This is a genomic window from Pseudomonas sp. GW823-FHT06B06 (assembly GCF_058795195.1).
Genome location: NZ_JBXAHO010000016.1, coordinates 116,080 through 137,348, shown reverse-complemented (window position 1 = coordinate 137,348; position 21,269 = coordinate 116,080). Strand labels below are relative to the sequence as shown.

Here is a 21,269-nt window from a genome sequence, read left to right as displayed (position 1 = left end):
TATCAATGTTGCCTGATACACCGCCTTCGCGAGCAAGCCCGCTCCCACAGTTGATCTCCATCGCCATGAGCATCACGCGCTATTTTGTAATCGGAGCCCCCATGGCCAACGCTTTACCCGACCTGAAACTTTTGCGCATTTTCGTCAGCGTGGTCCGCCATCAGGGCTTCGCCAACGCCCAGCAAGAGCTCAACCTTTCGACGTCAGCCATCAGCACCTACATGAGCCAGCTCGAATCCGCCCTGGGGCTGGTGCTGTGTCATCGCGGCCGTGGCGGGTTCAGCCTGACCAGCAAGGGTGAGCTGTTTCATCAGGAAACCCTGCGTTTGCTAGGTGAGCTCGAAGGTTTCGAACAATACGCCGCCGCGCTCAAGGGCGAGTTGCGTGGCACGCTGAACCTGGGGGTGATCGACTCCACGGTCAGCGACAAGGCCTTGCCGTTCGCCGAAGCCATTGGCGCCTACAGCCAGGAGCACCCGGCGGTGCACTTGCACTTGTCGGTGATGAGCCCCTATGAACTGCAACTGGGCGTGCAGGACAACCGCCTCGACCTGGCCATCGGCGCGTTTTCCACGCGCATGAGCGGTCTGGTGTACATGCCGCTGTACCGCGAGCAGCACTGGTTGTATTGCAGCACGCGGCACCCGTTGTTCAATGAACGGCGCATTCCCGAGCAAGTCATCACCCAGCAACGCATGGTCGGCCGAGGCTACTGGAGTCAGGCCGAGCTGGCCCGTCACGGCTTCAAGCACAGCGCCGCGACCGTGGAGAGTATGGAGGCGCAGCTGATTCTGGTGCTGTCCGGCGCCTACATCGGTTACTTGCCGGAACACTATGCCCAGGCGTGGGCCGACAAGGGCGACCTGCGTGTGTTGCTGCCGGCGACCTTCGGTTATCAGGCTCCGTTCTCGATGATCGTGCGCCGGGGGCGTAGTCGCGAGCCGTTGATCCAGACCTTTCGCGATTTGCTCAAAGCACAACTCAACCAGGCGTGAAGAAGATGCCGAGAATTCAATGCCCCCGCTGCCTGCGTCCTCAGAGCCATTGCCTGTGCCCGCTGATCCCCAGCCTCGACAGCCGCACCCGAGTGTTGCTGCTGCAACACCCGAGCGAAGTGAACCATGCGCTGAACACCGCGCGGTTGGCGGCGCTTGGGTTGAAGAACGCCGAGCTGATCGTCGGTGAGGTGTTCGAGGATCTGCCGAGGTTATTAAGTCAGACGGGCTATCAGGCGCGGTTGTTGTTTCCCGGCGAGGATGCGCATCCGATGCAGGCGTATACCGCATCCGATGAGCCGCTGTTGCTGGTGGTCCCGGACGGAACCTGGCGCAAGGCGCGCAAGATGTTGCACTTGAACCCGTTGCTGGCGGCGCTGCCCAGGGTAACCCTGGCCGAGGGTGGCGTGTCCCGCTATCGACTGCGCAAGGCGCCAGGGCCCGGGGCTTTGTCGACGGTGGAGGCGATAGTGCAGGCGCTGGAAACTCTAGAGGCGCCGACCTCGTTTGCGCCATTGCTCAAGCCGTTTGAAGCACTGATCGAGGGGCAGATTGCGGCGATGGGGGAGGAGACCTTCCTACGCAATCACACCCACCAATAGTTCCCACGCAGAGCGTGGGAACGATCGGTAGCTAGCGCTCGCGCATCGCCTCGGTCCGGGCTTTCAGCACCGGTTTAAGCAGGTAGTCCAGCACCGTCTTTTCCCCGGTAATGATATCCACCGTCGCCACCATCCCCGGAATGATCAGCAATGGTTTCGCGTCCCCGCCAAGGTGGTTTTTATCGGTGCGCACCTGGATCAGGTAAAAGCTGTTGCCCTTGTCGTCGGTGATGGTGTCGGCACCGATCAATTCCAGCTTGGCACTCAGGCCACCGTAGATCGTGTAGTCGTAGGCACTGAACTTGACCATGGCTTTCTGGCCCGGATGCAGGAACGCCACGTCCTGTGGTCGAACCTTGGCCTCGATCAGCAGGTTGTCTTCCAGCGGTACGATTTCCACCATGTCACTGCCCGGCTGGACCACACCGCCGATGGTGTTGACCTTCAACAGCTTGATAATGCCCTTGACCGGCGAGGACACGGTAGTGCGGGTCACGCGGTCGTCGATGGCAATGCTCGAGGCAGTGATTTTCGACAGGTCGGTGCGTTTCTCATTCAGCTCTTTCGCTGCATCCGAGCGGAACGACTGTTCGGACTCGTCGATCTTGCTGCGGATCTCGGCAATGGCCGATTCCGCCCGGGGAATGGCCAGGGTAGTGGCGTTCAGTGAACCGCGGATTTCCACCGCGCTGCGCTTGAGCCGCAGGATCTCCACCGGCGACACGGCGCCGGTCTTGACCAGGGGCTCGGACATCGCCATCTCCTGGTTGACCAACGCCAGGCTGGAGCCGTACTGCCCGGCTTTGGAACGAAACTCCGCCAGTTCCTGGGTTTTTTGCCGCAGTTGTTCGGTCAACGTGCGTTGTTCGCTGGCCAGTCGGCGTTGGCGCTGTTCGTACAGCGAGCGTTCGTCTTCGGCGACTTGCGGCGCCTTGGCTATCACCTCTTCCGACAGCTTGAATGGCCGTCCTTCGGCTTCGGCCGACAGGCGTTCGACCTGAGCGGTCAGCGCGTAACGATCGACCTCGCTTTCGCCCTTGTTCGACAGGTAGCGCGTGTCATCCAGGCGTAGCAGGGTATCGCCCTTGTTCACCATTTGCCCTTCACGCACGAAGATCTCGGTGACGATGCCGCCCTCAAGGTTCTGGATCACCTGGACCTTGCTCGACGGAATCGCCTTGCCTTCGCCCATGGTGACTTCCTGCAGTACCGCGAACTTGGCCCAGGCCAAGGCGCTGATCAGCAACGCGGCGGCGAGCCATACGGTGATCCGCGACCAGCGTGGGGAGTCCTGCAGAGCGGCGCCAGCCGTTTCCGGCATGTACTCGGCTTCGGCACTTTTGCCGAAGCTGTCAAAGTAGCCACGTGCTTTCGAAGCATTCGATGAAGCAGACATAGGCGACTCCTAGACGGCCGCAGAGCCGACTCGGCCCTTGCGCAGTGCATCGATGACCGCTTCTTTCGGGCCGTCGGCGACGATCCTCCCGTTGTCCAGTACCACCAAGCGATCGACCAGGCTGAGCATCGAGGTGCGATGGGTCACCAGCAGCAGGGTCTTGCCCTGGACCCAGGCGTGGAGTTTTTGCCGCAAGGCGTCTTCGCTGCTGTTGTCCATGGCACTGGTGGGCTCGTCGAGCAGCATGATCGGTGGGTCGAGCAATAAAGCGCGGGCCAGCAATACTGCCTGGCGTTGACCACCGGACAGCAGTTGCCCACGCTCGCCGACCGGGCGGTCGAAGCCTTGCGGGTGTTGTCGGGCGAGTTCGGTGACGCCGGTCAGTTCGGCCACTTCGAGCATCCGTGCGTCACTGATGTAGCGTGCGCCCAGGGTCAGGTTGTCACGCAGGCTGCCGGCCAGCAACGGCAGGTCATGGGCGACGTAACCGATCTGATGGCGCAGGTCGGCGACGTCCAGTTGGCGCAGGTCCAGGCCATCGAGCAGCAATTGGCCTTGCGCCGGTTCGAAAAACCCCATCACCAGCCGCCCCAGGGTACTTTTGCCGGAGCCGCTGCGACCGATGATGCCGATCCGTTCGCCGGGTTTCACGCTGAAACTGACATTGGCCAGCGCCGGGGCGTTCTGGCCGTTGTAGTGGAAGGTCACGCCGACCACATCCAAGGCGCCTTGCAGTTGTGTGCGTTCCAGAGGCCGTTGTCTGGCATCGCGCTCCTGGGGCAGGGACATCAGCGCGTCGGTGCTTTTCATGGTCAGTTGCGCTTGCTGGTAGCGGGTGATCAGGCCAGCGATTTGCCCCAGCGGCGCCAGGACGCGACTGCCGAGCATGTAGGTCGCTACCAACGCACCGACGCTGAGGTTGCCGGCGATGATGCTGTAGACCCCGGCGACGATGGTGGCCATGCCGGAAAACTGTTGGATGAACAGCGTGCCATTGGTGGCCAGCGCCGAGAGATTGCGCGCGTGGCTGTCGAGACGGGTGAGGGCGCCGTGGGTGCTTTCCCATTTGTGCTGGCGTTCGCTTTCGGCGCTGCAGGCCTTGAGGGTTTCCAGGCCGCCCAGGGTTTCGATCAGCAGGGCTTGGCGTTCGGCGCCCAGGGCCAGGCTTCTCTGCACGGTGTCACGCAAGCGCGCCTGAATGATCATGGCGAAAATGATCGTGATCGGAAACGCCAGCAGCGGAATCACCACCAGCCAGCCACCCAGCAGGCCGATCACCACCAGCATCAGCAGTGCGAAGGGCAGGTCGATCAGGCTGGTGAGGGTGACGGCGGTGAGGAACTCGCGCAGGCCCTGGAAATCGTGAATGCTCTGGGCAAAGCCACCAATGGTCGCAGGCTTGGCTTTCATCGCCATGCCGGTGATGCGTTCGAACAGGGTCGCCGAGAGAATCACGTCGGTTTTCTTGCCGGCAGTGTCCAGTAGATGCGCGCGCACCACCCGTAGCACCAGTTCGAAACCGGTGCCGATCAGCAGGCCGATGGACAACACCCACAGGGTCGAGGTGGCCTGGTTCGGCACCACGCGGTCGTAGGTCTGCATCACGAACAGCGGCACCATCAGCCCCAGCAGGTTGATCAGGAAGCTCGCCAGGATCGCATCGCTGTACAACCATTTCGACAGCTTCAGGGTGTCGCGAAACCACGCCTCTACCCGTGGCACCAGCGGTGAACGAAGGTCTTCGAGTTCATGCCGTGGCCGGGCGAACAGCGCCTGGCCACTGTAATGCCCGGCAAGCTCTTGCGTCGTGGTCCATTGTTCGCCGCCATCGGCTTCGCTGGGCAAAACCAGGACCCGGCCATCCTCGCCAAAGCGGCGCAGCACGGTGGTACGACCGTTGTTGAGCAACAGCAGCACTGGCAGGTTAAGTGCAGAGATATCTTTGAGGTCGCGGCGCAACAGGCGCGCCTGCAATCCGGCCCGGGCCGCTGCGCGGGGCAGCAGGTCCAGGCTCAGGCGTTGGTGTGCCATAGGCAGCCCGGCACTCAGGCTGGCGCGACTGACCGTCGCGCCGTGGAGTTTGCAGAGGATCAACAGACCGTCAAGAAGTGGGTCATCGAAGCTCAGGCGTGGATCGACACCGGTGTTGGCGGTTTCCATGCTGGTCACATTGATCGCTCCGGTAATTGCATAGATACCTGCACATCAGCCCGTAGGAGCTGCCGCAGGCTGCGATCTTTTGACTTTGATTTTAAGAAAGAAAAGATCAAAAGATCGCAGCCTGCGGCAGCTCCTACAGGGGGTCATTTGAGTTCAGGCAGGCGAGCTTCGCTTTTCACTTCGGCCTGGGCGATTGCATCGGCGGGCAGCACCACGCGTTGCTTGCTCAGCAACTGACCCATGTTCGCCAGCACCCGGTACATCGAAAACTCCTCGGTGTAGCGTACTTCGGTGTAGCGGCGATTGGCGTTGTAAAGCTCGTTTTCGCTGTCCAGCAGGTCGAGCAGGGTCCGTTGGCCGAGGCCGAACTGATCCTGATACGCCACGCGTACGCGTCGGCTGGTTTCGGCATACTCGCGGGCGGTCGGGGTTTGCTTCTTGGCGTTGACCATCGCGTTCCAGGCCAGGTGGATGTTTTCGTTGAGCTGGCGCAGGGCGTTGTTGCGAATGTCCATTGCCTGATTGATCTTGTGGGCATCGGACTGCAGGCGCGCCTTGTCACTGCCGCCGCGGAACAGGTTGTAGTTCATCACCACCCCGACCCGCCACTCGTTGTCATGGCCTTCTTCGCCCGCGATGTTGTTGTTCGCGCCCACCGCGGCTTCGGCGTCGAAGCGCGGGTAGAACGGCGACTTGGCGACTTCGTACTGGCTCTCGGCTGATTGCACGTCGGCCTGGGCGGATTTCAGGTAGGGGTTGTTCTCCACCATGCTTTGCTGGGCATCCGGCAGGGAGGCTGGCACCTCGCCGCGGATCGACGGCGGGGCTTCCAGTTCATCGGGTAGGCGCCCGACGACGGCGGCGAAGTTCGACTCGGCATCGGCCAAATCGACTTCGGCGGTGTCGAGGTTGTTTTCCGCCAGTGCCCGACGGGCAGTGGATTGGTCGGCGTCGGCGGTGCTGCCGATCCCCCGCTGGGTGCGCATGCCGATCTGGTCGTTGACTCGCAGGTGCGCTTGCAGGTTGTTCTTGGCCAGGGTCACCAGTTCACGGCGCTTGAGCACTTCGAGGTAAACCTCGGCGGTGCGCAGGGCCAGGTCCTGGGCGGTGCCTTGGGCGTAGTACGCCCGGGAGTTGACGACGCCCTTGGTCCGCTCGACTTCGTTGGCGGTGTTGAACCCATCGAAGAGCATTTGACGAAGGCGCAGTTCTGATTGGGTGTAATTGAGGATTTCTGTGTGGTGATTACCCAACGCGCGGGTGTTGGTGTTGTCGCTGTACCCGCGCCCGTATGCGGCATTGAGGTCCACCGATGGATAAAAGCCCCCCTTGGCGACCTTCACATCTTCATCAGCCGACAGACGGCTATCCACCCGCGATGCAAGCTCCGGGTGGGTGGCGATAGTGCTCTGGATCGCTTCCGTCAGTGACATTGCATGCGCTTGGGTACCGCAGGCAATCGCCAGCAGAACCGCGCTGCAGAGGGGGTTTAAAAGACGCATGGTTCATCTCCCTGAATCCTAATGATGCTTTATGAGTCGCCAATTATTTGACGACATTTATAGGTAAAACCGTTTCATGCTTGTAACAAGAGAGCTAAGAACATTTTGAGGCGAACCTAAGAAGTTTTTCTCATAAGACTTATGCCAAAAAAAACTTATGTACTCTGCCAAATCCAGCACATTGTTCACTGCGAAAGCCCTTGATTTATGTGCCTTATGGCGATCATCAGGGCTTAAGGAAAGTTCAAGTCCAATTATCGAAAAAGGACGGAGAGGTGCTGGAGGGGAGGGATGCGGCGCAGACTGGGGTGACGGTTTTTTGTCGCCAATGTGATTCAGGACTGTTACGCAACGCTGGTGGATGACGTTGTAGAGGCGGCTAGCCCAATGCCATTGATTGCAAAGGGTTTATCGAGATCGCGGACAGCGCACACAATTCGCCAGGGAATCCAATTGAGCCCACAGGCATGTTCTCCGCATTCAGACAGGGTGCCGACAAAGCGTTGGCAGCGGAGGGAATGCACATGGCTACGCTCATCGGTATCGTCAGCAAGGTTATCGGTCAGGTCTTCGCGGTGGCGGGTGACGGCACCCGTCGAGTGTTGATCGAGGGGGACCGGTTGTTTGCCGGCGATCAACTGGTGACCGGGGCCGAAGGCGCAGTGGCGGTGCATCTGCAAAATGGCCAGGAACTGACGCTGGGTCGCGGCAGTAGCCTGCAAATGACCGCCCAGTTGTTGGCGCATTCGTCGCCCCATGTGGAGCCGGCTGAAGCGACGACTCCGAGCCAGGCACAGTTGACCGATGTCGAGCAATTGCAAAAAGCCATCGCCGCCGGTGACGACCCAACCCAGACCGCCGAAGCGACGGCGGCCGGCCCGGGTTCGACCGAACCTGCCGATGGAGCACAGGGTGGGGGCCACAGTTTCGTCATGCTCGAGGAAGTCGGGGGGCGGGTCGAGCCGACCATTGGCTTCCCCACCGCCGGGTTCAATGGCATTCCAGAGTTCCCGCTTGCACGGCACGACGGCGATAACAACTCTGACAACGCTGAGCCTGCGCCGCTGATTACACCGCCAGTGGTCACACTGCCCGAAGTCCCATCGTCGGAGGTCACGCCGCCAGCCGTCATACCCCCGGATGTCACGCCACCTGTCGTCACGCCACCTGAAGTCTTGCCCCCGGTCATCACGCCACCGGTGAACCATCCGGTCACCCTCGATGGTCTGTCAGTGGAGGGTGGTGAACTGACCGTCAACGAAGCCAACCTGCCTGACGGTTCGGCAAGCAATCCCGCCGCACTGACCCAGAACGGCACCTTCACCGTCACGGCGCCTGACGGGCTGACCAGCCTGAGCATCGGTGGGATCGCCGTGATCAGCGCTGGCGTAGCCAACGGTTTTCCGCAGTCGATCATTACGCCGCTGGGCAGCACCCTGACCATCACCGGGTACAACCCAACAACAGGCGTAGTGAGTTACAGCTACACCCTCAACGACAACGAAAACCATTCGAGCGGCGACGGCACTCAACTCAGCGAACACTTCACCGTGATTGCCGGTGACAGCAATGGCGACTCCGCCACCGGTTCCCTGGACGTCACCATCGTCGACGACATGCCCAAGGCGAACGATGACAACAACCTCGACACCGCCTCGGAAATCCGACTCACCCTCGAAGGCAGCGTCCTGGGCAATGACGTGCAAGGTGCCGACCGTGTAGCGATCGGACCCAACAGCGGCCCAATCACCCCCGGCACGTTCATCGGCACCTACGGCACCCTGGTGCTCAACGCCAATGGCACCTACACCTATACCCTCAATCCCGGCGATGCCGACTTCAAGGCCTTGCACGCGGGCGGCAATGGCACCGAGACCTTCACCTACACCCTGACCGACGCCGACGGCGATACCAGTACTGCCAACCTGGTGCTGAACGTGCACAACAACGATGACGGGGTGACCCTCGGCGGCCTGGACGTCGCAGGCGGCGAACTGACCGTCTACGAAAAAAACCTCATGTACGGCAGCGACCCCGATGCCCCGGCGCTGACCCAGCACGGGACCTTCACCGTCATCGCCCCGGACGGCCTGCAGAGCCTGAGCATTTCCGGCGTCTCGATCATCAGCGGTGGCGTGGTGCAGCCGTTGCCGATCTCCGGCAGTACCTGGTTGGGCAGCACCCTGACCGTCACCGGCTTTGACCCTGCCACCGGCGTGGTGAGCTACAGCTACACCCTGAACTACACCGAGACCCACCCCAACGCCGACGGCGCCAACAGCGTCAGCGAGAACTTCGAGGTCATCGCCATCGATGCCGATGGCAGCGAGGCGCGTGGGGAAATCAACGTCAAGATCGTCGACGACTTGCCGACCGCCAAACCCGATGCGACCTCGGTGGTCGAGGGCGGCACTGTCACCGGCAACGTACTGTGGAATGACGTCGGCGGTGCCGATGGCTCCGGCGGTGGCGTGGTCGGCGTGCGCGCCGGCGCAGATACCTCGACCCCGGTGCATGGCGGCCTGAACAGCCAGATCAACGGCACCTACGGCTACCTGACGCTGGATGCCGCAGGCAACGCCGTGTACCACAGCTACCCGAACTCGGTGAGCGGCCCGGGTGCGAGCGACGTGTTCACCTATACCCTGCGCGATGCCGACGGTGACGAAAGCACCACCACCGTCACGATCGACGTGCACAACAGTTGCTTTGTGGCGACCAGCGACCACGACGTGACCGTCTACGAAAAAGCCCTGGACTTGCACCAGGACGGCCAGGACCTGGCCCCCGGCAGCGTGAATGGCAGCCAGCCGAGTAGCGCCGGTGAAACCGCCAGCGGCACCCTGGTCGGCTCGGTCCATGGTGCCAGTGGCGCCATCACCTACAGTCTGCTCAGCAACGCCATCGGCACCTACGGCCAACTGCTGCTGAACTCCGACGGCAGCTACACCTACACCCTGACCTCACCGGCCAGCACCATGCCGCAGGTCAACGATGGTGCCAACACCCTGCACGAAAGCTTCACGTACCAGGTCACCGACAGCCAGGGCAATGTTGCGACCAGCACCATCGTGATCAATATCGTCGATGACGTGCCGATCGCTACTCCCGATATAGCCTCGGTGGGAGAGGGCGGCTACATCGGCGGCAATGTGCTGTGGAACGACCACGTAGGAGCCGATGGTCAGTTCGCTGGCGGTGGCGTGGTCGGCGTGCGTGCCGGCGATGACACTTCGACCCCGGTGCATGGCGGCCTGAACAGCCAGATCAACGGCACCTACGGCTACCTGACGCTGGATGCCGCGGGCAACGCCGTGTACCACAGCTACCCGAACTCGGTCAGCGGCCCGGGTGCGAGCGACGTGTTCACCTATACCCTGCGCGATGCCGACGGTGACGAAAGCACCACCACCGTCACGATCGACGTGCACAACAGTTGCTTTGTGGCGACCAGCGACCACGACGTGACCGTCTACGAAAAAGCCCTGGACCTGCACCAGGACGGCCAGGACCTGGCCCCCGGCAACGTGAATGGCAGCCAGCCGAGCAGCCCGGTCGAAACCGCCAGCGGCACCCTGGTCGGCGCGGTTCACGGCGGCAGCGGTGCCATCACCTACAGCCTGCTCAGCAATGCCATCGGTACCTACGGCCAGCTGTTGTTGCACCCCGACGGCAGCTACACCTACACCCTGACCTCACCGGCCAGCACCATGCCGCAGGCCAACGACGGCGGCAACACCCTGCACGAAAGCTTCACCTACCAGGCCACAGATGCCCAGGGCAATGTCGCCACCAGCACCATCGTGATCAACATCGTCGATGACGTGCCCACCGCTAACATCGACCACACCTCGGTGGGAGAGGGCAGCTACATCGGCGGCAATGTGCTGTGGAACGACAACGCGGGGGCCGACGGCCAGTTCGCCGGCGGCGGCGTGGTCGGCGTGCGTGCAGGCGGGGACACCTCGACCCCGGTGCATGGCGGCCTGAACAGCCAGATCAACGGCACCTACGGCTACCTGACCCTGGATGCCGCGGGCAACGCGCTGTACCACAGCTACCCGAACTCAGTGAGCGGCCCGGGTGCGAGCGACGTGTTCACCTACACCTTGCGTGACGGTGACGGTGACGAAAGCACCACCACCATCATCATCGACGTGCACAACAGCTGCCTGGTCGCAGCCAGCGATCAGGACGTCACCGTGTACGAAAATGCCCTGGCCCAGCCGTGCAACACCGGCGAAATCGCCAGTGGCACCCTGGTCGGTGCGGTCCATGGCGGCAGCGGCGCCATCACCTACAGCCTGGTCAGCAACGCCATCGGCACCTACGGCCAACTGCTGCTGCACCCCGACGGCAGCTACACCTACACCCTCGCTGGCCCGGCCAGCACCACGCCGGCGGCCAACGACGGCGCCAACACCCTGCAGGAAAGTTTTACCTACCAGGCCACCGACGCCCTGGGCAACATCGCCACCAGCACCATCGTGGTCAACATCGTCGATGACGTACCGACCGCTATCGCCGATGCCACCTCGGTGGGAGAGGGCGGCTACATCGGCGGCAATGTGTTGTGGAACGACCACGTAGGAGCCGATGGTCAGTTCGCCGGCGGCGGCGTGGTCGGCGTGCGTGCCGGCGACGACACTTCGACCCCGGTACATGGCGGCCTGAACAGCCAGATCAACGGCGCCTACGGCTACCTGACGCTGGATGCCGCGGGCAATGCGCTGTACCACAGCTACCCGAACTCGGTCAGCGGCCCGGGCGCGAGCGACGTGTTCACCTACACCCTGCGCGATGGTGACGGTGACGAAAGCACCACCACCGTGACCATCGACGTGCACAACAGCAGCCTCGTGCCGTCCTGCGACAGCGACGTGACCGTCTACGCCAAAAACCTGAACCAGGACGGTCAGGACCTGATAGCCAAAGGCGCGGACTTTACCGGGACCCAACAGATCTACAGCCTGACCGGCAGCAATGCCGCCATTGCCCGCAGTGCGTTCGTCGCCAATACGGCAGCCATGACTGCAGTGCTGGTGGTCAGCGGAGCGCTTGGGTCAGTCAACGGCAACCACGACCATGACCTGATCACCGTCAATCTCAAACAGGGGGAAACCCTCAACCTGGATCACAACCTCACAGCCGGGCACATCAGCCTGGAGTACTCGATCAATGATGGCGCCTACATCGCCATCGCTGACGACCAGACCATCACGGCGACCTCGGATGCGACCTATCACATCCACGTCACCAGCCTCCCTGATGGTCCGGCCCCAAGTGCAAGTGCTGTTGAAAACTACCAGTTGAAGATGACCGTCGATTACTCCGGGGCCCACGACATGGCACCGGACAACCATGACACCTACAGCGCCAGCGATAACCATGGCGGCAGCGACATCAGCTACCAGGATGGCCACACCCTCACCGGGACAGCGGGGGATGACACGCTGGTAGCCGGCAATGGCGACGCCATCATCCATGCCGGTGACGGCAATGACTTGCTGTACAGCGGCCTTGGCAACGATCTGCTCGATGGTGGTACGGGCATCGACACCGCCAGTTATGCCCACGCCACTGCCGGCGTCACGGTCAATCTCGGCGAGACCGGCGCACAGGACACCTTCGGTGCCGGCACTGACACCTTGACCGCCATCGAAAACCTGACCGGCTCCAACTTCAATGATGCCCTCACGGGAGACAACAACGGCAACCTCATCACCGGCGGCCTGGGCAACGACGTGCTCAACGGCGAGGGTGGCGACGACTTCCTGATCGGCGGGTTGGGCAACAACTCCCTGACCGGCGGCAGCGGCGCCGATACCTTCCAGTGGCTCAACGGCAACAGCGGCCACGACGTCATCACCGACTTTACGCCGGGGGCCGACAAGCTCGACCTGTCGCAACTGCTGCAAGGGGAGAACAGTACCGCCGCCTCACTGGATGACTACCTGCACTTCACCGTCAGCGGCAGCGGCGCTTCTCTGGTGACCAGCATCGACGTCAGTGCCATGGCTGGCGCGGCGCCGAACCAGACCATCGACCTGGCGGGTGTCAACCTGGCCAGTCACTATGGGGTGACGCCGGGGGCGGGCGGGGTCATCGGCGGCGCGGACACGGCCACCATCATCAACGGTATGCTCAATGACCACTCGCTGAAGGTGGATACCGTGTGACCTGAAACCGCAATGAAAAACTGGTTGAACGCCGATATCCCTGTAGGAGCGAGCATGCTCGCGATGGACGTCAACGATGACGCGGGGATCCTGGATGCACGCGGTGCACTTGAGATCATCGCGAGCATGCTCGCTCCTACAGGGGATAAGCCCAAAAAACCACAGTCCCTGTGCAAGGGGCTGCGGTTTTTTCTGTGTGCGAACCTTTGCAAATCACATCGGCAGCGGCTGTCCGATCAAACGCCCCATCACGCCATGTACCCCCAGTGCCTTGATCGTTTCCAGCTCGCCTTGGGTTTCCACTCTCTCGGCTATCAAGGGTAAGTCGATGCTGTGGGTCGTGCGGCAAATCGCCTCGATGAACAACTGTTTGTCGGTCTCCTCATCGATGCCACGGATATAGGCCCCGTCGATTTTAAGGTACGCCAATCCCAGTTGAGTGAGGTTGCCAATCTGGCTGAAATGACCGCCAAAATGCTGCAACCCGATACGGTAACCGGTGTCGAGCAGGCTGTGGCTCAAGCGTTGCAACTGGTCCGGCGGCGGCAGTTGGCGCTCATCGATTTCCAGGGTCAGCAAGGGCGCCAGTTCCGGCAGGGATTCGAGCATGTCGAGGATCAGTTGCACCTGCGCCTGATCGCGCAAGGTGCTGCCGGACAGGCTCAACGCCAGGGGCAAACGGTTGATGATGAGGTATTCGAGGGTGGCTTCAAGCATCGCCAGGTCGAATCGCGCCGACCAGCCAAAACGCTCGATCCACGGCAAGAACTGGCCGGCGGCAATCGCTTCGCCCTGTGGATCGAGCAGGCGTGCGAGGACTTTGTGATGCAGCACCTGGTGGGTGTCGGCGCATTGCACCACCGGTTGGAAATACAACTGCAGTTTACCTTCGTTCAGGGCGTCGTCGAGCCAGGCATGCCAGTGCTGTTGTGCCAGCTTTGGCGCACTGTCGCTACGGCCCAACACGGCCCAGGGGCGCTCGGGATGCTGCCGGGCTTCGTTCAGTGCCTGGTCCAGTTGATGCAGTACGTGGCTTGCCGGATCGCCGGGGTGGAAGGCGACGATGCCCAGATGGGCGACAGGCATGCAATCACTTTCACCGGTCAGGCGCAGGTTCTCCAGGGTGGCGCTGATCTCGGCGGCCAGGCGTGTTGCATCCTCGGTATCGAGGTCCGGTGCCATCAGGCTGAATTCGCCCCCGCGATTGCGTGCTGCCAGCCAGGTGCGACGTTGCGGAACTTGAGTCAGGCGCTTGAGCAATTCGCCGACCGCGCGGATCAACGCATCGGTGCGCTGCCCGCCGAGGCGTTGATTGAGGCCGGCCAGGTCGTTTAGCCGTAGCATCAGCAGGTGACCGTCGCCATTTTGCTCGGTGACCAGTAATTGATCGGCCAGTTGTTCGTCGAGCAATCGCCGGTTGGCCAGCCCTGTCAGGCTGTCCTGATAGGATTCGTTGAGCAGTTTTTCACTGCGCGCAGCCTCTTCGGCGAACAGCGTCTTGAGTTTCTCGACCATCTGGTTCATCGCCAGCACTACACGTTTCAATTCCGGTGTGCGTGGTAGCGTCGGCAAGCTGAGAAACTCGCGTTTGCTGATGGCTTCGGCCTGGCGGACCATGCTGTCGAGCGGACGAAATTGTCGACGCAGCAACCAGCCGCCAAACACCGCACTGAGCAGCCCGCAGAGCAGCAGCCAGACAAGACTGCCCAGTGTGCTGTCCCAGAGTTTGGCCAGGGCGAATTGTGGATTGCTCAACACTTCGACCCGCGCCACCTGTTGCCAGCCCCGGGTGATCAGTGCATCGCCACCCTCGGGACGCAAATTAACCAGGTTGACGAACCAGCCAGGCACGCCATCGATTTGTTCAGGGTTGCTGCGCTGCACCAACACCTGCCGATTCTCGAGGTGGGTGACGCGGATATCGCTGAAATAGCCACTGTCGAAAATCGAACTGACCATCAACTCCATCATGGCCGGGTCGTCGATTTGTGTGGTCAAGGTCAGGCCCAGAGCGGTTGCGGCGTCCTGGGCGTGGGCGCGCAACTGCCCAAGCGTCTGCTCGCGAGAACTTTCCAGGCTGGCATAAAAACTGCCGCTGAAGGCCACCAGCAAGAACAGGCAGATGGCGAGAAACAACTGGTTGCGCAGTTTCATCAAGCGCTCCTTGGCGTGGCGGCTAACCGTCGCCCACGGCGAATCCTTCGGCTTGCATTTTTTGCAAGACATCTTGCCAGCGAGACAACTTTTTCGAGTCGCCGCTGCGCTGGTTACCAGGCTTGCCGGGCAGGTACAGGCCTTCGGCGTTGAACGCATACACCGGCAACAGGTCCTTGCGCTGCGAAGCGGGGCGAATTTCGCCGATCAGGTTGTCGAGCACCAGCGGTTCGGCGCCGGGGCTGCTGTAATAAGTCAGCACCATGTGCGCCTGGTTTTGGGTCAGGGCCTTCACATAGGTAATGCGCAGCTTGTCGCTGGGAATGCCCAGCTGGCGCAGGCTGAAATATTTCGCCAGGGCGTAGTCTTCGCAATCGCCGGCGGCCTTGATCAGCGCCTCGACCGGCGTGGCCCAGTAATCATTCTGGTGCCAGATGCGAGCATCGTCCTGGAAATCCAGCTGCTGGTTGAAGTAGCGATTCACCGCCTTCAATTGCTCCTGCTCGGGCAGGTTGCGTTCGCCTTGCAGCATTTCACTCCAGGACTGGATACGTCCCTGTGTCGGTCCCAGGCGGGCATAACGCTTTTCGGCGGTTTGCGCGATCTGCGCGAAATCCCAGCGGGGCCAGGCACTGCCAGGTACAACCAAAGGAAAACTGACCAGCAACAGCCATGCGCCAAACCGAAGTCGGAATGTTGACCATTCTGGACCACCCGGACTTCGTGGCATGCCTGGCTGCTCGAATGCAGAGAGATGAAGTCTAGGTGGTGGTTGGGTAGGCGTCGACCCTTGGGCGGGGGAGTAGCCGTCAGGATTTACGCAGGGTTTTCTGCCGAAGGATGTACAGGGTCACCAACACCGCACTGGTCAGCATGAACCCTCGGGCCCAAGGCATTGGCACCAGGTAGCAGGAGAACAGGATGCTGGTCCACATCAGGCCGATGGCGTAGACCTTGCCCTTGAGCGGAATGCCGTTACCCTCGAGGTAGTCACGGATCCACGGCCCGAGCCGCGGGTGCCCCACCAGCCAATGATAGAAACGCGGAGAACTGCGGGCGAAGCAGGCTGCTGCCAGCAACAGGAAGGGCGTGGTGGGCAACACCGGCAGGAAAATCCCGAGCACCCCCAGCGCTACGCTCAGCCAGCCGATAGCCAGCAGCACGTAGCGCAACATCAGGGAGCGGTTGCCTATGGGGTTGTCCATAGGCAAAACCTTAGTGGTGACGTGGCTTGAGGATCGCCGGTTTCTCGTCCGGTGCGTTGCACAGCAGGTACAGCGCGGTCAGGGCTTCCGGGATCTGCACGATCATGTCGTCCATCAGGTTGGCGTCCGCGGCAATGTCGGAGAATTCCGGTTGCTCGTCGAACAGGCCCGAACCGACCATGATCGGCAGCAGCATTTCGCTGACTTCGTCTTCGGCGGTTTCGAACCAGGCTTCTTCGCGCAGGAATACGCCTTCCATGAAACCGATGCACCAGCCGCGCAGGTCGGAATCGTCCGGGTCTTCGCCCAGGTCCAGGTCGCACGGCAGCTCGAACTCTTCATCGGAGGCCAGTTGACGGGCGATGTGGGCTTTAAGGCCGATCAGCGTGGCTTCGATCTCTTCGCGCTGGGCTTCGCTACTGTAATGCGGCTCTTCAGCGAAGAGGGCATCGATCCATTCACGATCGGGAACGACTTCGGAACAGATCGACAGCGCGGTGAGGTAGCCGTGGGCGGCCACGTAGTCCAGCGCCTCGTCATGCAGTTCATCGGCGTCGAGGAAGACTTGCAGGCGGGTTAGTTGCTCAGCGAAGGACATTAAAGGGCTACCTTGGGGAATATTCGATGCGGGAATTCTAGGCCTTCTTGAGCGCTTGGGCCAGCCGCACGGCATATTTGCACCCTAATGGACACCGCATTTCCCGTAGGAGCTGCCGCAGGCTGCGATCTTTTGATCTTGCTTGCAAAAAAACAAAATCAAAAGATCGCAGCCTGCGGCAGCTCCTACATAGAACTCATGTTGATTCCCTCTTCTCAGTGGCGCCCTTTGCCGGACAGGGGTCGGGTATACTCGCGCGTTTTGTGATGCCCTGCTGGCTTCGCGGCTCGAATACACAGCGTCATGCAATCTGTACTTACTATTTGTCGGTGCAAAGTTGCGGGTCCTGTACCAGCCTTGCAGGGATGTTTCGGTGATTTTTGGAGTTTTTATGCTCGAACAGGCTCAGCGCGTCCTCAAGGACATCTTCGGCTACGACAGTTTCCGTGGCCGCCAGGGTGCAATCATTGAGCGCGTGGCCAGTGGCGGCGATGCCCTGGTCCTGATGCCTACCGGGGGTGGTAAATCCCTGTGCTTCCAGGTGCCGGCGCTGTTGCGCGATGGCCTGGCGGTCGTGGTTTCGCCGTTGATCGCGCTGATGGACGATCAGGTCGCGACCCTCGAAGAGCTCGGTGTGGCCGCTGCGGCATTGAACTCAACGCTCAGTGCCGAACAACAGCGTGACCTGGCGGCAAGGATCCGGCGCGGCGAGGTGAAAATGCTCTACCTCGCACCCGAGCGTCTGGTCCAGCCGCGCATGCTGAGCTTCCTGCAAGGGCTGGATATCTCGCTGTTCGCCATCGACGAAGCCCATTGCGTGTCCCAATGGGGCCATGACTTTCGACCGGAATACCTGCAATTGGGCCAGTTGGCGGAACTGTTCCCCGACGTCCCGCGCATCGCCCTGACCGCCACCGCCGACAAGCGGACCCGCGAAGAGATCGTCACACGCCTGCACCTGCAGGACGCCGAGCGCTTCCTGTCGAGCTTCGACCGGCCGAACATCTTTTATCGCATCGTGCCCAAGGAACAGCCGCGCAAGCAGTTGTTGGCGTTTCTCGCCGAGCGTCGCAGCGATGCCGGCATCGTCTATTGCCTGTCGCGCAAGAAAGTCGAGGAAGTGGCCGCGTTCCTCACTGAACAAGGTTTCCCGGCGCTGCCGTATCACGCCGGCCTGCCCAACGATCTGCGCGCTCACAACCAGAAGCGCTTCCTCAACGAGGAAGGCCTGATCATGGTCGCGACCGTGGCCTTTGGCATGGGCATCGACAAACCCAACGTGCGCTTTGTCGCTCACCTCGACTTGCCAAAGTCGCTTGAGGCCTATTACCAGGAAACCGGACGCGGCGGCCGTGACGGTTTGCCGGCCGACGCCTGGATGGCCTACGGCCTGCAAGATGTGGTGATGCTCAAGCAAATGTTGCAGAACTCCGAAGGCGACGAACGCCACAAGCGTCTGGAGCAACACAAGCTCGATGCCATGCTGTCGCTGTGCGAGGAAACCCGCTGCCGTCGCCAGACATTGCTGGCCTACTTTGACGAAGAAATGCCCGAGCCCTGCGGGCATTGCGACAACTGTGTCGACGGCGTGCAAACCTGGGACGCCACAGAGCCCGCCCGCCAGGCGCTGTCGGCGATCTACCGGACAGGCCAGCGCTACGGTGTCGGACACCTGGTGGATGTCTTGCTGGGCAAGGACAACGAAAAGGTGCGCAACTTCGGGCATCAGCACCTCTCGGTGTACGGAGTCGGCAAGGCGATGGCCGAAGGCGAGTGGCGTTCGTTGTTCCGCCAGTTGGTCGCCCGTGGCCTGGCCGACATCGATCTGGAAGGCTATGGCGGCCTGCGCCTGAGCGACACGTGCCGGCCATTGCTCAAAGGCGAAGTGACCCTGGAGCTGCGTCGCGACCTGAAGGCGCAAACCACAGCCAAGAGCAGCAAGAGCCAGGCGAGCCAGCTCGTCCGGGGCGAAGAGCGCGAACAGTGGGAAGCCCTGCGTGCCCTGCGCCGCAAGTTGGCCGAAGAACATGGCGTACCGCCGTACGTCATTTTTCCCGACTCGACCTTGCTGGAAATGCTGCGCAGCCAGCCCACCTCGCTGGCGCAAATGGCCCGTGTCAGTGGCGTCGGTGCGCGCAAGCTGGAGCGTTATGGCGAGGCTTTCCTCGAAGTCCTCGGTGGCCAGGCCGAAGCACCGAAAGTGGTGGCAGACCTACGCCACGAGCTGATCTCCCTGGCGCGTGCCGGCATGACGCCGTTGCAGATCGCCGGGCAGCTGCAATGCTCGGAAAAGAACGTCTACACCATGCTCGCCGAAGCCATTGGCAAACAGCAGCTGTCACTGGAACAGGCGCTGGATCTACCGGAGGACTTGATGGGCGAAGTCCAGGATGCGTTCCTCGACGGTGAGGGCGAACTGCCACCTGTGTCGGAAATTTCCGCGCTGTTTGCCGGTCGGGTGCCGGAAGGGGTTTTGTACTGTATTCGCGCCGCCCTGCAGTCCGAATTTGAACTTTGAGCGCCCGGTCCCGCTGATGTAACGATTCAGTACAGAACAAGCCTTGCCTCCAGCCAAGGCTCATGCTTAGCTGACTAATTATTAGTATTTCCCTAATTTCAGTCTGATCATGAGTGTTTTATGCCGTTGACCGATCAACACCGTTTTGGCATGCAACTGGCCCAGATGTCGCGTGGCTGGCGTGCCGAGCTTGACCGTCGTCTTGCCGGCCTGGGGTTGTCCCAGGCCCGCTGGCTGGTGCTGCTGCACCTGGCGCGCTTCGAACAGGCCCCGACCCAGCGTGAGCTGGCGCAAAGCGTCGGTGTCGAGGGACCGACCCTGGCTCGGTTGCTCGACAGCCTGGAAGGCCAGGGCCTGGTGCAACGTCAGGCGGTGGTAGAAGACCGTCGGGCGAAAAAAATCGTGTTGTGTGCCCCGGCGCTTCCCCTGATCGAACAAATTGAAACCATTGCCACCCAACTGCGACATGAACTCTTCGAGGGTGTCGATGAGGCCGATGTAAAGGTCTGCATGCGGGTTCATGGGCACATTCTGGCCAACCTCGAAAAATCCTGAGACAAAGCTTCCCGTCAGACTTTTTAGTGAGCGCATTGGGCAGACTATAAGAACTACTCGGCAATATCGTGTTCGTACCGGATGCGCGAACACGTGCAGATTGGTTTTTGGTTACCTAAGGGATGTTCATGCTCAAGAGTCGGCTGTTGGTTGTACGGTATGGTGCCAGGCTGTTGCTGGCCAGTGCCGCCGTCACGTACTCGGCTTGGGTGCCGGCGTTGGGCCTGGGTGAAATCACCCTTCATTCGGCCTTGAATCAGCCGCTGCGCGCTGACATCGCCCTGGTGGATGCTGCCGGACTGGAAGAGGGCGAGTTGTCGGTCCGCCTGGCAACGGCTGACGAGTTCAGCCGCGCCGGGGTCGAGCGTGTGTTTTTCCTCAACGACCTGAAATTCACGCCCATCCTGCGAGGCGATCGCAGCCTGATCCGGGTCAGCTCCAGCAAACCGGTGAAGGAACCCTACCTGGATTTTCTCGTTCAGCTCGACCAGCCCAATGGCCGCTTGTTGCGCGAGTACACCGTGCTCATCGATCCTCCGGGCGCCGCGGACATTGCGCCGATTGACGATGAACCGCCGCCGGATCGTTCTGCTTCTGCATTTCCGAGTGTGCAGCCGGCGACGCCTGTCGCCGCCCCGGAAACGAATCCCCTGGCTGAACAACTGGCCGCCAGAGTCCTGCACAACCAGCAGATGCAGGCAACCATCGATGAGCTTAACGGGAAGCTACAGGCAAAGGACGAGCAAATCGCCGTTGAGAAAAAGCAGGTGGCCGAGTTGCAAACCCGATTGGCCGAGGTCGAGCAGGCACCGACAGAGCCAGCTGCGCCGGTTGCCGTGGCGCCAGCGCCGGTCGTGGTTGAGGAACCAAGGGTGAATTGGCTATGGATGTTGGGGTTTGTGACGCTGTTGGCCGTGGCGCTGCTGCTTGCATGGGGACGTCGTCAACGACAGCAGGATCAGGTTTCACCAGAGCCATCACCACATCACCCCCAGGCTAGTCCACCCGAAATGCACGCTGGGCCGACATTTCAGGAAGTGCGCGTGGATTCTCCTCAATCGCGCACTCTTGCGCCGGTCGCGCTCGTTACATCGACGGTCTTGGCCCCGGCAGCATCCTCGCAGCCGCCACCCACCGAGGAGTTCCAGTTGAATCTGGATGATTTGTCGATGGATACGAATTGGGATTTGGGCCCGATGGAAAACATCCAGCCCTGCGAAGCGCCTGCGTTACCCGAACCTGAAATCGAATGGACCATCGAGCCCGCTTCCCTTGACGAAAGCCTTCGAACCAACAGATAACCCGTAGGAGCCAGGCTTGCTGGCGAACCAGGCGCTGCGGTGTAATTGCCAAACCGCGTTATCGTTCTTCGCGGGCAATAACGACCGTTATCATGGTCGTCCCC

The 21,269-nt window shown here is 61.3% G+C and carries 13 protein-coding genes; 6 read left to right on the top strand and 7 right to left on the bottom strand.

Going from position 1 to position 21,269, the window contains the following annotated elements:
• Positions 1-101: 101 nt before the first annotated feature.
• Both AC1Q8Q_RS16815 and AC1Q8Q_RS16810 read left to right on the top strand, forming a co-directional pair.
• The gene (locus tag AC1Q8Q_RS16815) at positions 102-995 is read left to right on the top strand and encodes a LysR family transcriptional regulator (RefSeq protein ID WP_007984914.1); all 894 of its coding nucleotides are present in this window, start codon (positions 102-104) and stop codon (positions 993-995) included.
• Positions 996-1,000: 5 nt separating this feature from the next.
• Positions 1,001-1,597, top strand: coding sequence for a tRNA-uridine aminocarboxypropyltransferase (locus AC1Q8Q_RS16810; RefSeq protein ID WP_083348417.1), 597 nt, complete (start codon positions 1,001-1,003; stop codon positions 1,595-1,597).
• 31 nt (positions 1,598-1,628) lie between these two features.
• Here AC1Q8Q_RS16810 and AC1Q8Q_RS16805 read toward each other — a convergent pair whose 3' ends face one another.
• The 3 genes from AC1Q8Q_RS16805 to AC1Q8Q_RS16795 form a co-directional block, all read right to left on the bottom strand.
• The gene (locus AC1Q8Q_RS16805) at positions 1,629-2,993 is read right to left on the bottom strand and encodes an HlyD family type I secretion periplasmic adaptor subunit (protein WP_489327728.1); all 1,365 of its coding nucleotides are present in this window, start codon (positions 2,991-2,993) and stop codon (positions 1,629-1,631) included.
• A 9-nt stretch (positions 2,994-3,002) separates the two neighbouring features.
• Positions 3,003-5,162: a type I secretion system permease/ATPase gene (locus AC1Q8Q_RS16800; RefSeq protein ID WP_168757431.1), complete on the bottom strand. Its 2,160-nt coding sequence runs from the start codon at positions 5,160-5,162 to the stop codon at positions 3,003-3,005.
• A 134-nt stretch (positions 5,163-5,296) separates the two neighbouring features.
• Positions 5,297-6,655, bottom strand: a complete 1,359-nt coding sequence (locus AC1Q8Q_RS16795; protein ID WP_083348418.1) for a TolC family outer membrane protein — start codon at positions 6,653-6,655, stop codon at positions 5,297-5,299.
• A 524-nt stretch (positions 6,656-7,179) separates the two neighbouring features.
• On the opposite strand from AC1Q8Q_RS16795, the gene AC1Q8Q_RS16790 reads away from it, so the two are divergent.
• A complete protein-coding gene (locus tag AC1Q8Q_RS16790; RefSeq protein WP_492615271.1) occupies positions 7,180-12,834 on the top strand; it encodes a retention module-containing protein in 5,655 nt (1,884 codons plus the stop codon).
• 213 nt (positions 12,835-13,047) lie between these two features.
• On the opposite strand, the gene lapD is transcribed toward AC1Q8Q_RS16790, so the two are convergent.
• From lapD to AC1Q8Q_RS16770, 4 genes are all read right to left on the bottom strand, one after another.
• A complete protein-coding gene (gene lapD / locus AC1Q8Q_RS16785) occupies positions 13,048-14,988 on the bottom strand; it encodes a cyclic di-GMP receptor LapD (protein ID WP_168757433.1) in 1,941 nt (646 codons plus the stop codon).
• 22 nt (positions 14,989-15,010) lie between these two features.
• A complete protein-coding gene (gene lapG / locus AC1Q8Q_RS16780) occupies positions 15,011-15,718 on the bottom strand; it encodes a cysteine protease LapG (RefSeq protein WP_033045175.1) in 708 nt (235 codons plus the stop codon).
• A 79-nt stretch (positions 15,719-15,797) separates the two neighbouring features.
• Positions 15,798-16,193, bottom strand: coding sequence for a YbaN family protein (locus AC1Q8Q_RS16775; protein ID WP_020795389.1), 396 nt, complete (start codon positions 16,191-16,193; stop codon positions 15,798-15,800).
• A 10-nt stretch (positions 16,194-16,203) separates the two neighbouring features.
• Positions 16,204-16,791: a UPF0149 family protein gene (locus AC1Q8Q_RS16770; RefSeq protein ID WP_020795388.1), complete on the bottom strand. Its 588-nt coding sequence runs from the start codon at positions 16,789-16,791 to the stop codon at positions 16,204-16,206.
• Positions 16,792-17,182: 391 nt separating this feature from the next.
• Here AC1Q8Q_RS16770 and recQ point away from each other — a divergent pair, with 391 nt between their 5' ends.
• The 3 genes from recQ to AC1Q8Q_RS16755 all read left to right on the top strand — a co-directional run bounded on the left by recQ (position 17,183) and on the right by AC1Q8Q_RS16755 (position 21,165).
• Positions 17,183-19,309 (top strand): DNA helicase RecQ, encoded by a 2,127-nt coding sequence (gene recQ / locus AC1Q8Q_RS16765; protein ID WP_020795387.1) that lies wholly within the window; start codon positions 17,183-17,185, stop codon positions 19,307-19,309.
• A gap of 120 nt (positions 19,310-19,429) precedes the next feature.
• Positions 19,430-19,864 carry a MarR family transcriptional regulator gene (locus AC1Q8Q_RS16760; protein WP_020795386.1) on the top strand — a complete coding sequence of 145 codons (435 nt, stop codon included), beginning with the start codon at positions 19,430-19,432 and terminating at the stop codon, positions 19,862-19,864.
• A gap of 128 nt (positions 19,865-19,992) precedes the next feature.
• Complete coding sequence (locus AC1Q8Q_RS16755; protein WP_020795385.1) at positions 19,993-21,165, top strand: type IV pilus assembly protein FimV; 1,173 nt, start codon at positions 19,993-19,995, stop codon at positions 21,163-21,165.
• Positions 21,166-21,269 lie beyond the last annotated feature (104 nt).

What these genes read in the sequence shown, in the direction of transcription:
- recQ (WP_020795387.1), top strand. Translation starts at nt 17,183, where the DNA reads ATGCTCGAACAGGCTCAGCGCGTCCTCAAGGACATCTTCGGCTACGAC.
- AC1Q8Q_RS16805 (WP_489327728.1), bottom strand. Translation starts at nt 2,993, where the DNA reads ATGTCTGCTTCATCGAATGCTTCGAAAGCACGTGGCTACTTTGACAGC.
- AC1Q8Q_RS16760 (WP_020795386.1), top strand. Translation starts at nt 19,430, where the DNA reads ATGCCGTTGACCGATCAACACCGTTTTGGCATGCAACTGGCCCAGATG.
- AC1Q8Q_RS16770 (WP_020795388.1), bottom strand. Translation starts at nt 16,791, where the DNA reads ATGTCCTTCGCTGAGCAACTAACCCGCCTGCAAGTCTTCCTCGACGCC.
- AC1Q8Q_RS16795 (WP_083348418.1), bottom strand. Translation starts at nt 6,655, where the DNA reads ATGCGTCTTTTAAACCCCCTCTGCAGCGCGGTTCTGCTGGCGATTGCC.
- lapD (WP_168757433.1), bottom strand. Translation starts at nt 14,988, where the DNA reads ATGAAACTGCGCAACCAGTTGTTTCTCGCCATCTGCCTGTTCTTGCTG.
- AC1Q8Q_RS16815 (WP_007984914.1), top strand. Translation starts at nt 102, where the DNA reads ATGGCCAACGCTTTACCCGACCTGAAACTTTTGCGCATTTTCGTCAGC.
- AC1Q8Q_RS16810 (WP_083348417.1), top strand. Translation starts at nt 1,001, where the DNA reads ATGCCGAGAATTCAATGCCCCCGCTGCCTGCGTCCTCAGAGCCATTGC.
- lapG (WP_033045175.1), bottom strand. Translation starts at nt 15,718, where the DNA reads ATGCCACGAAGTCCGGGTGGTCCAGAATGGTCAACATTCCGACTTCGG.
- AC1Q8Q_RS16755 (WP_020795385.1), top strand. Translation starts at nt 19,993, where the DNA reads ATGCTCAAGAGTCGGCTGTTGGTTGTACGGTATGGTGCCAGGCTGTTG.
- AC1Q8Q_RS16790 (WP_492615271.1), top strand. Translation starts at nt 7,180, where the DNA reads ATGGCTACGCTCATCGGTATCGTCAGCAAGGTTATCGGTCAGGTCTTC.
- AC1Q8Q_RS16775 (WP_020795389.1), bottom strand. Translation starts at nt 16,193, where the DNA reads ATGGACAACCCCATAGGCAACCGCTCCCTGATGTTGCGCTACGTGCTG.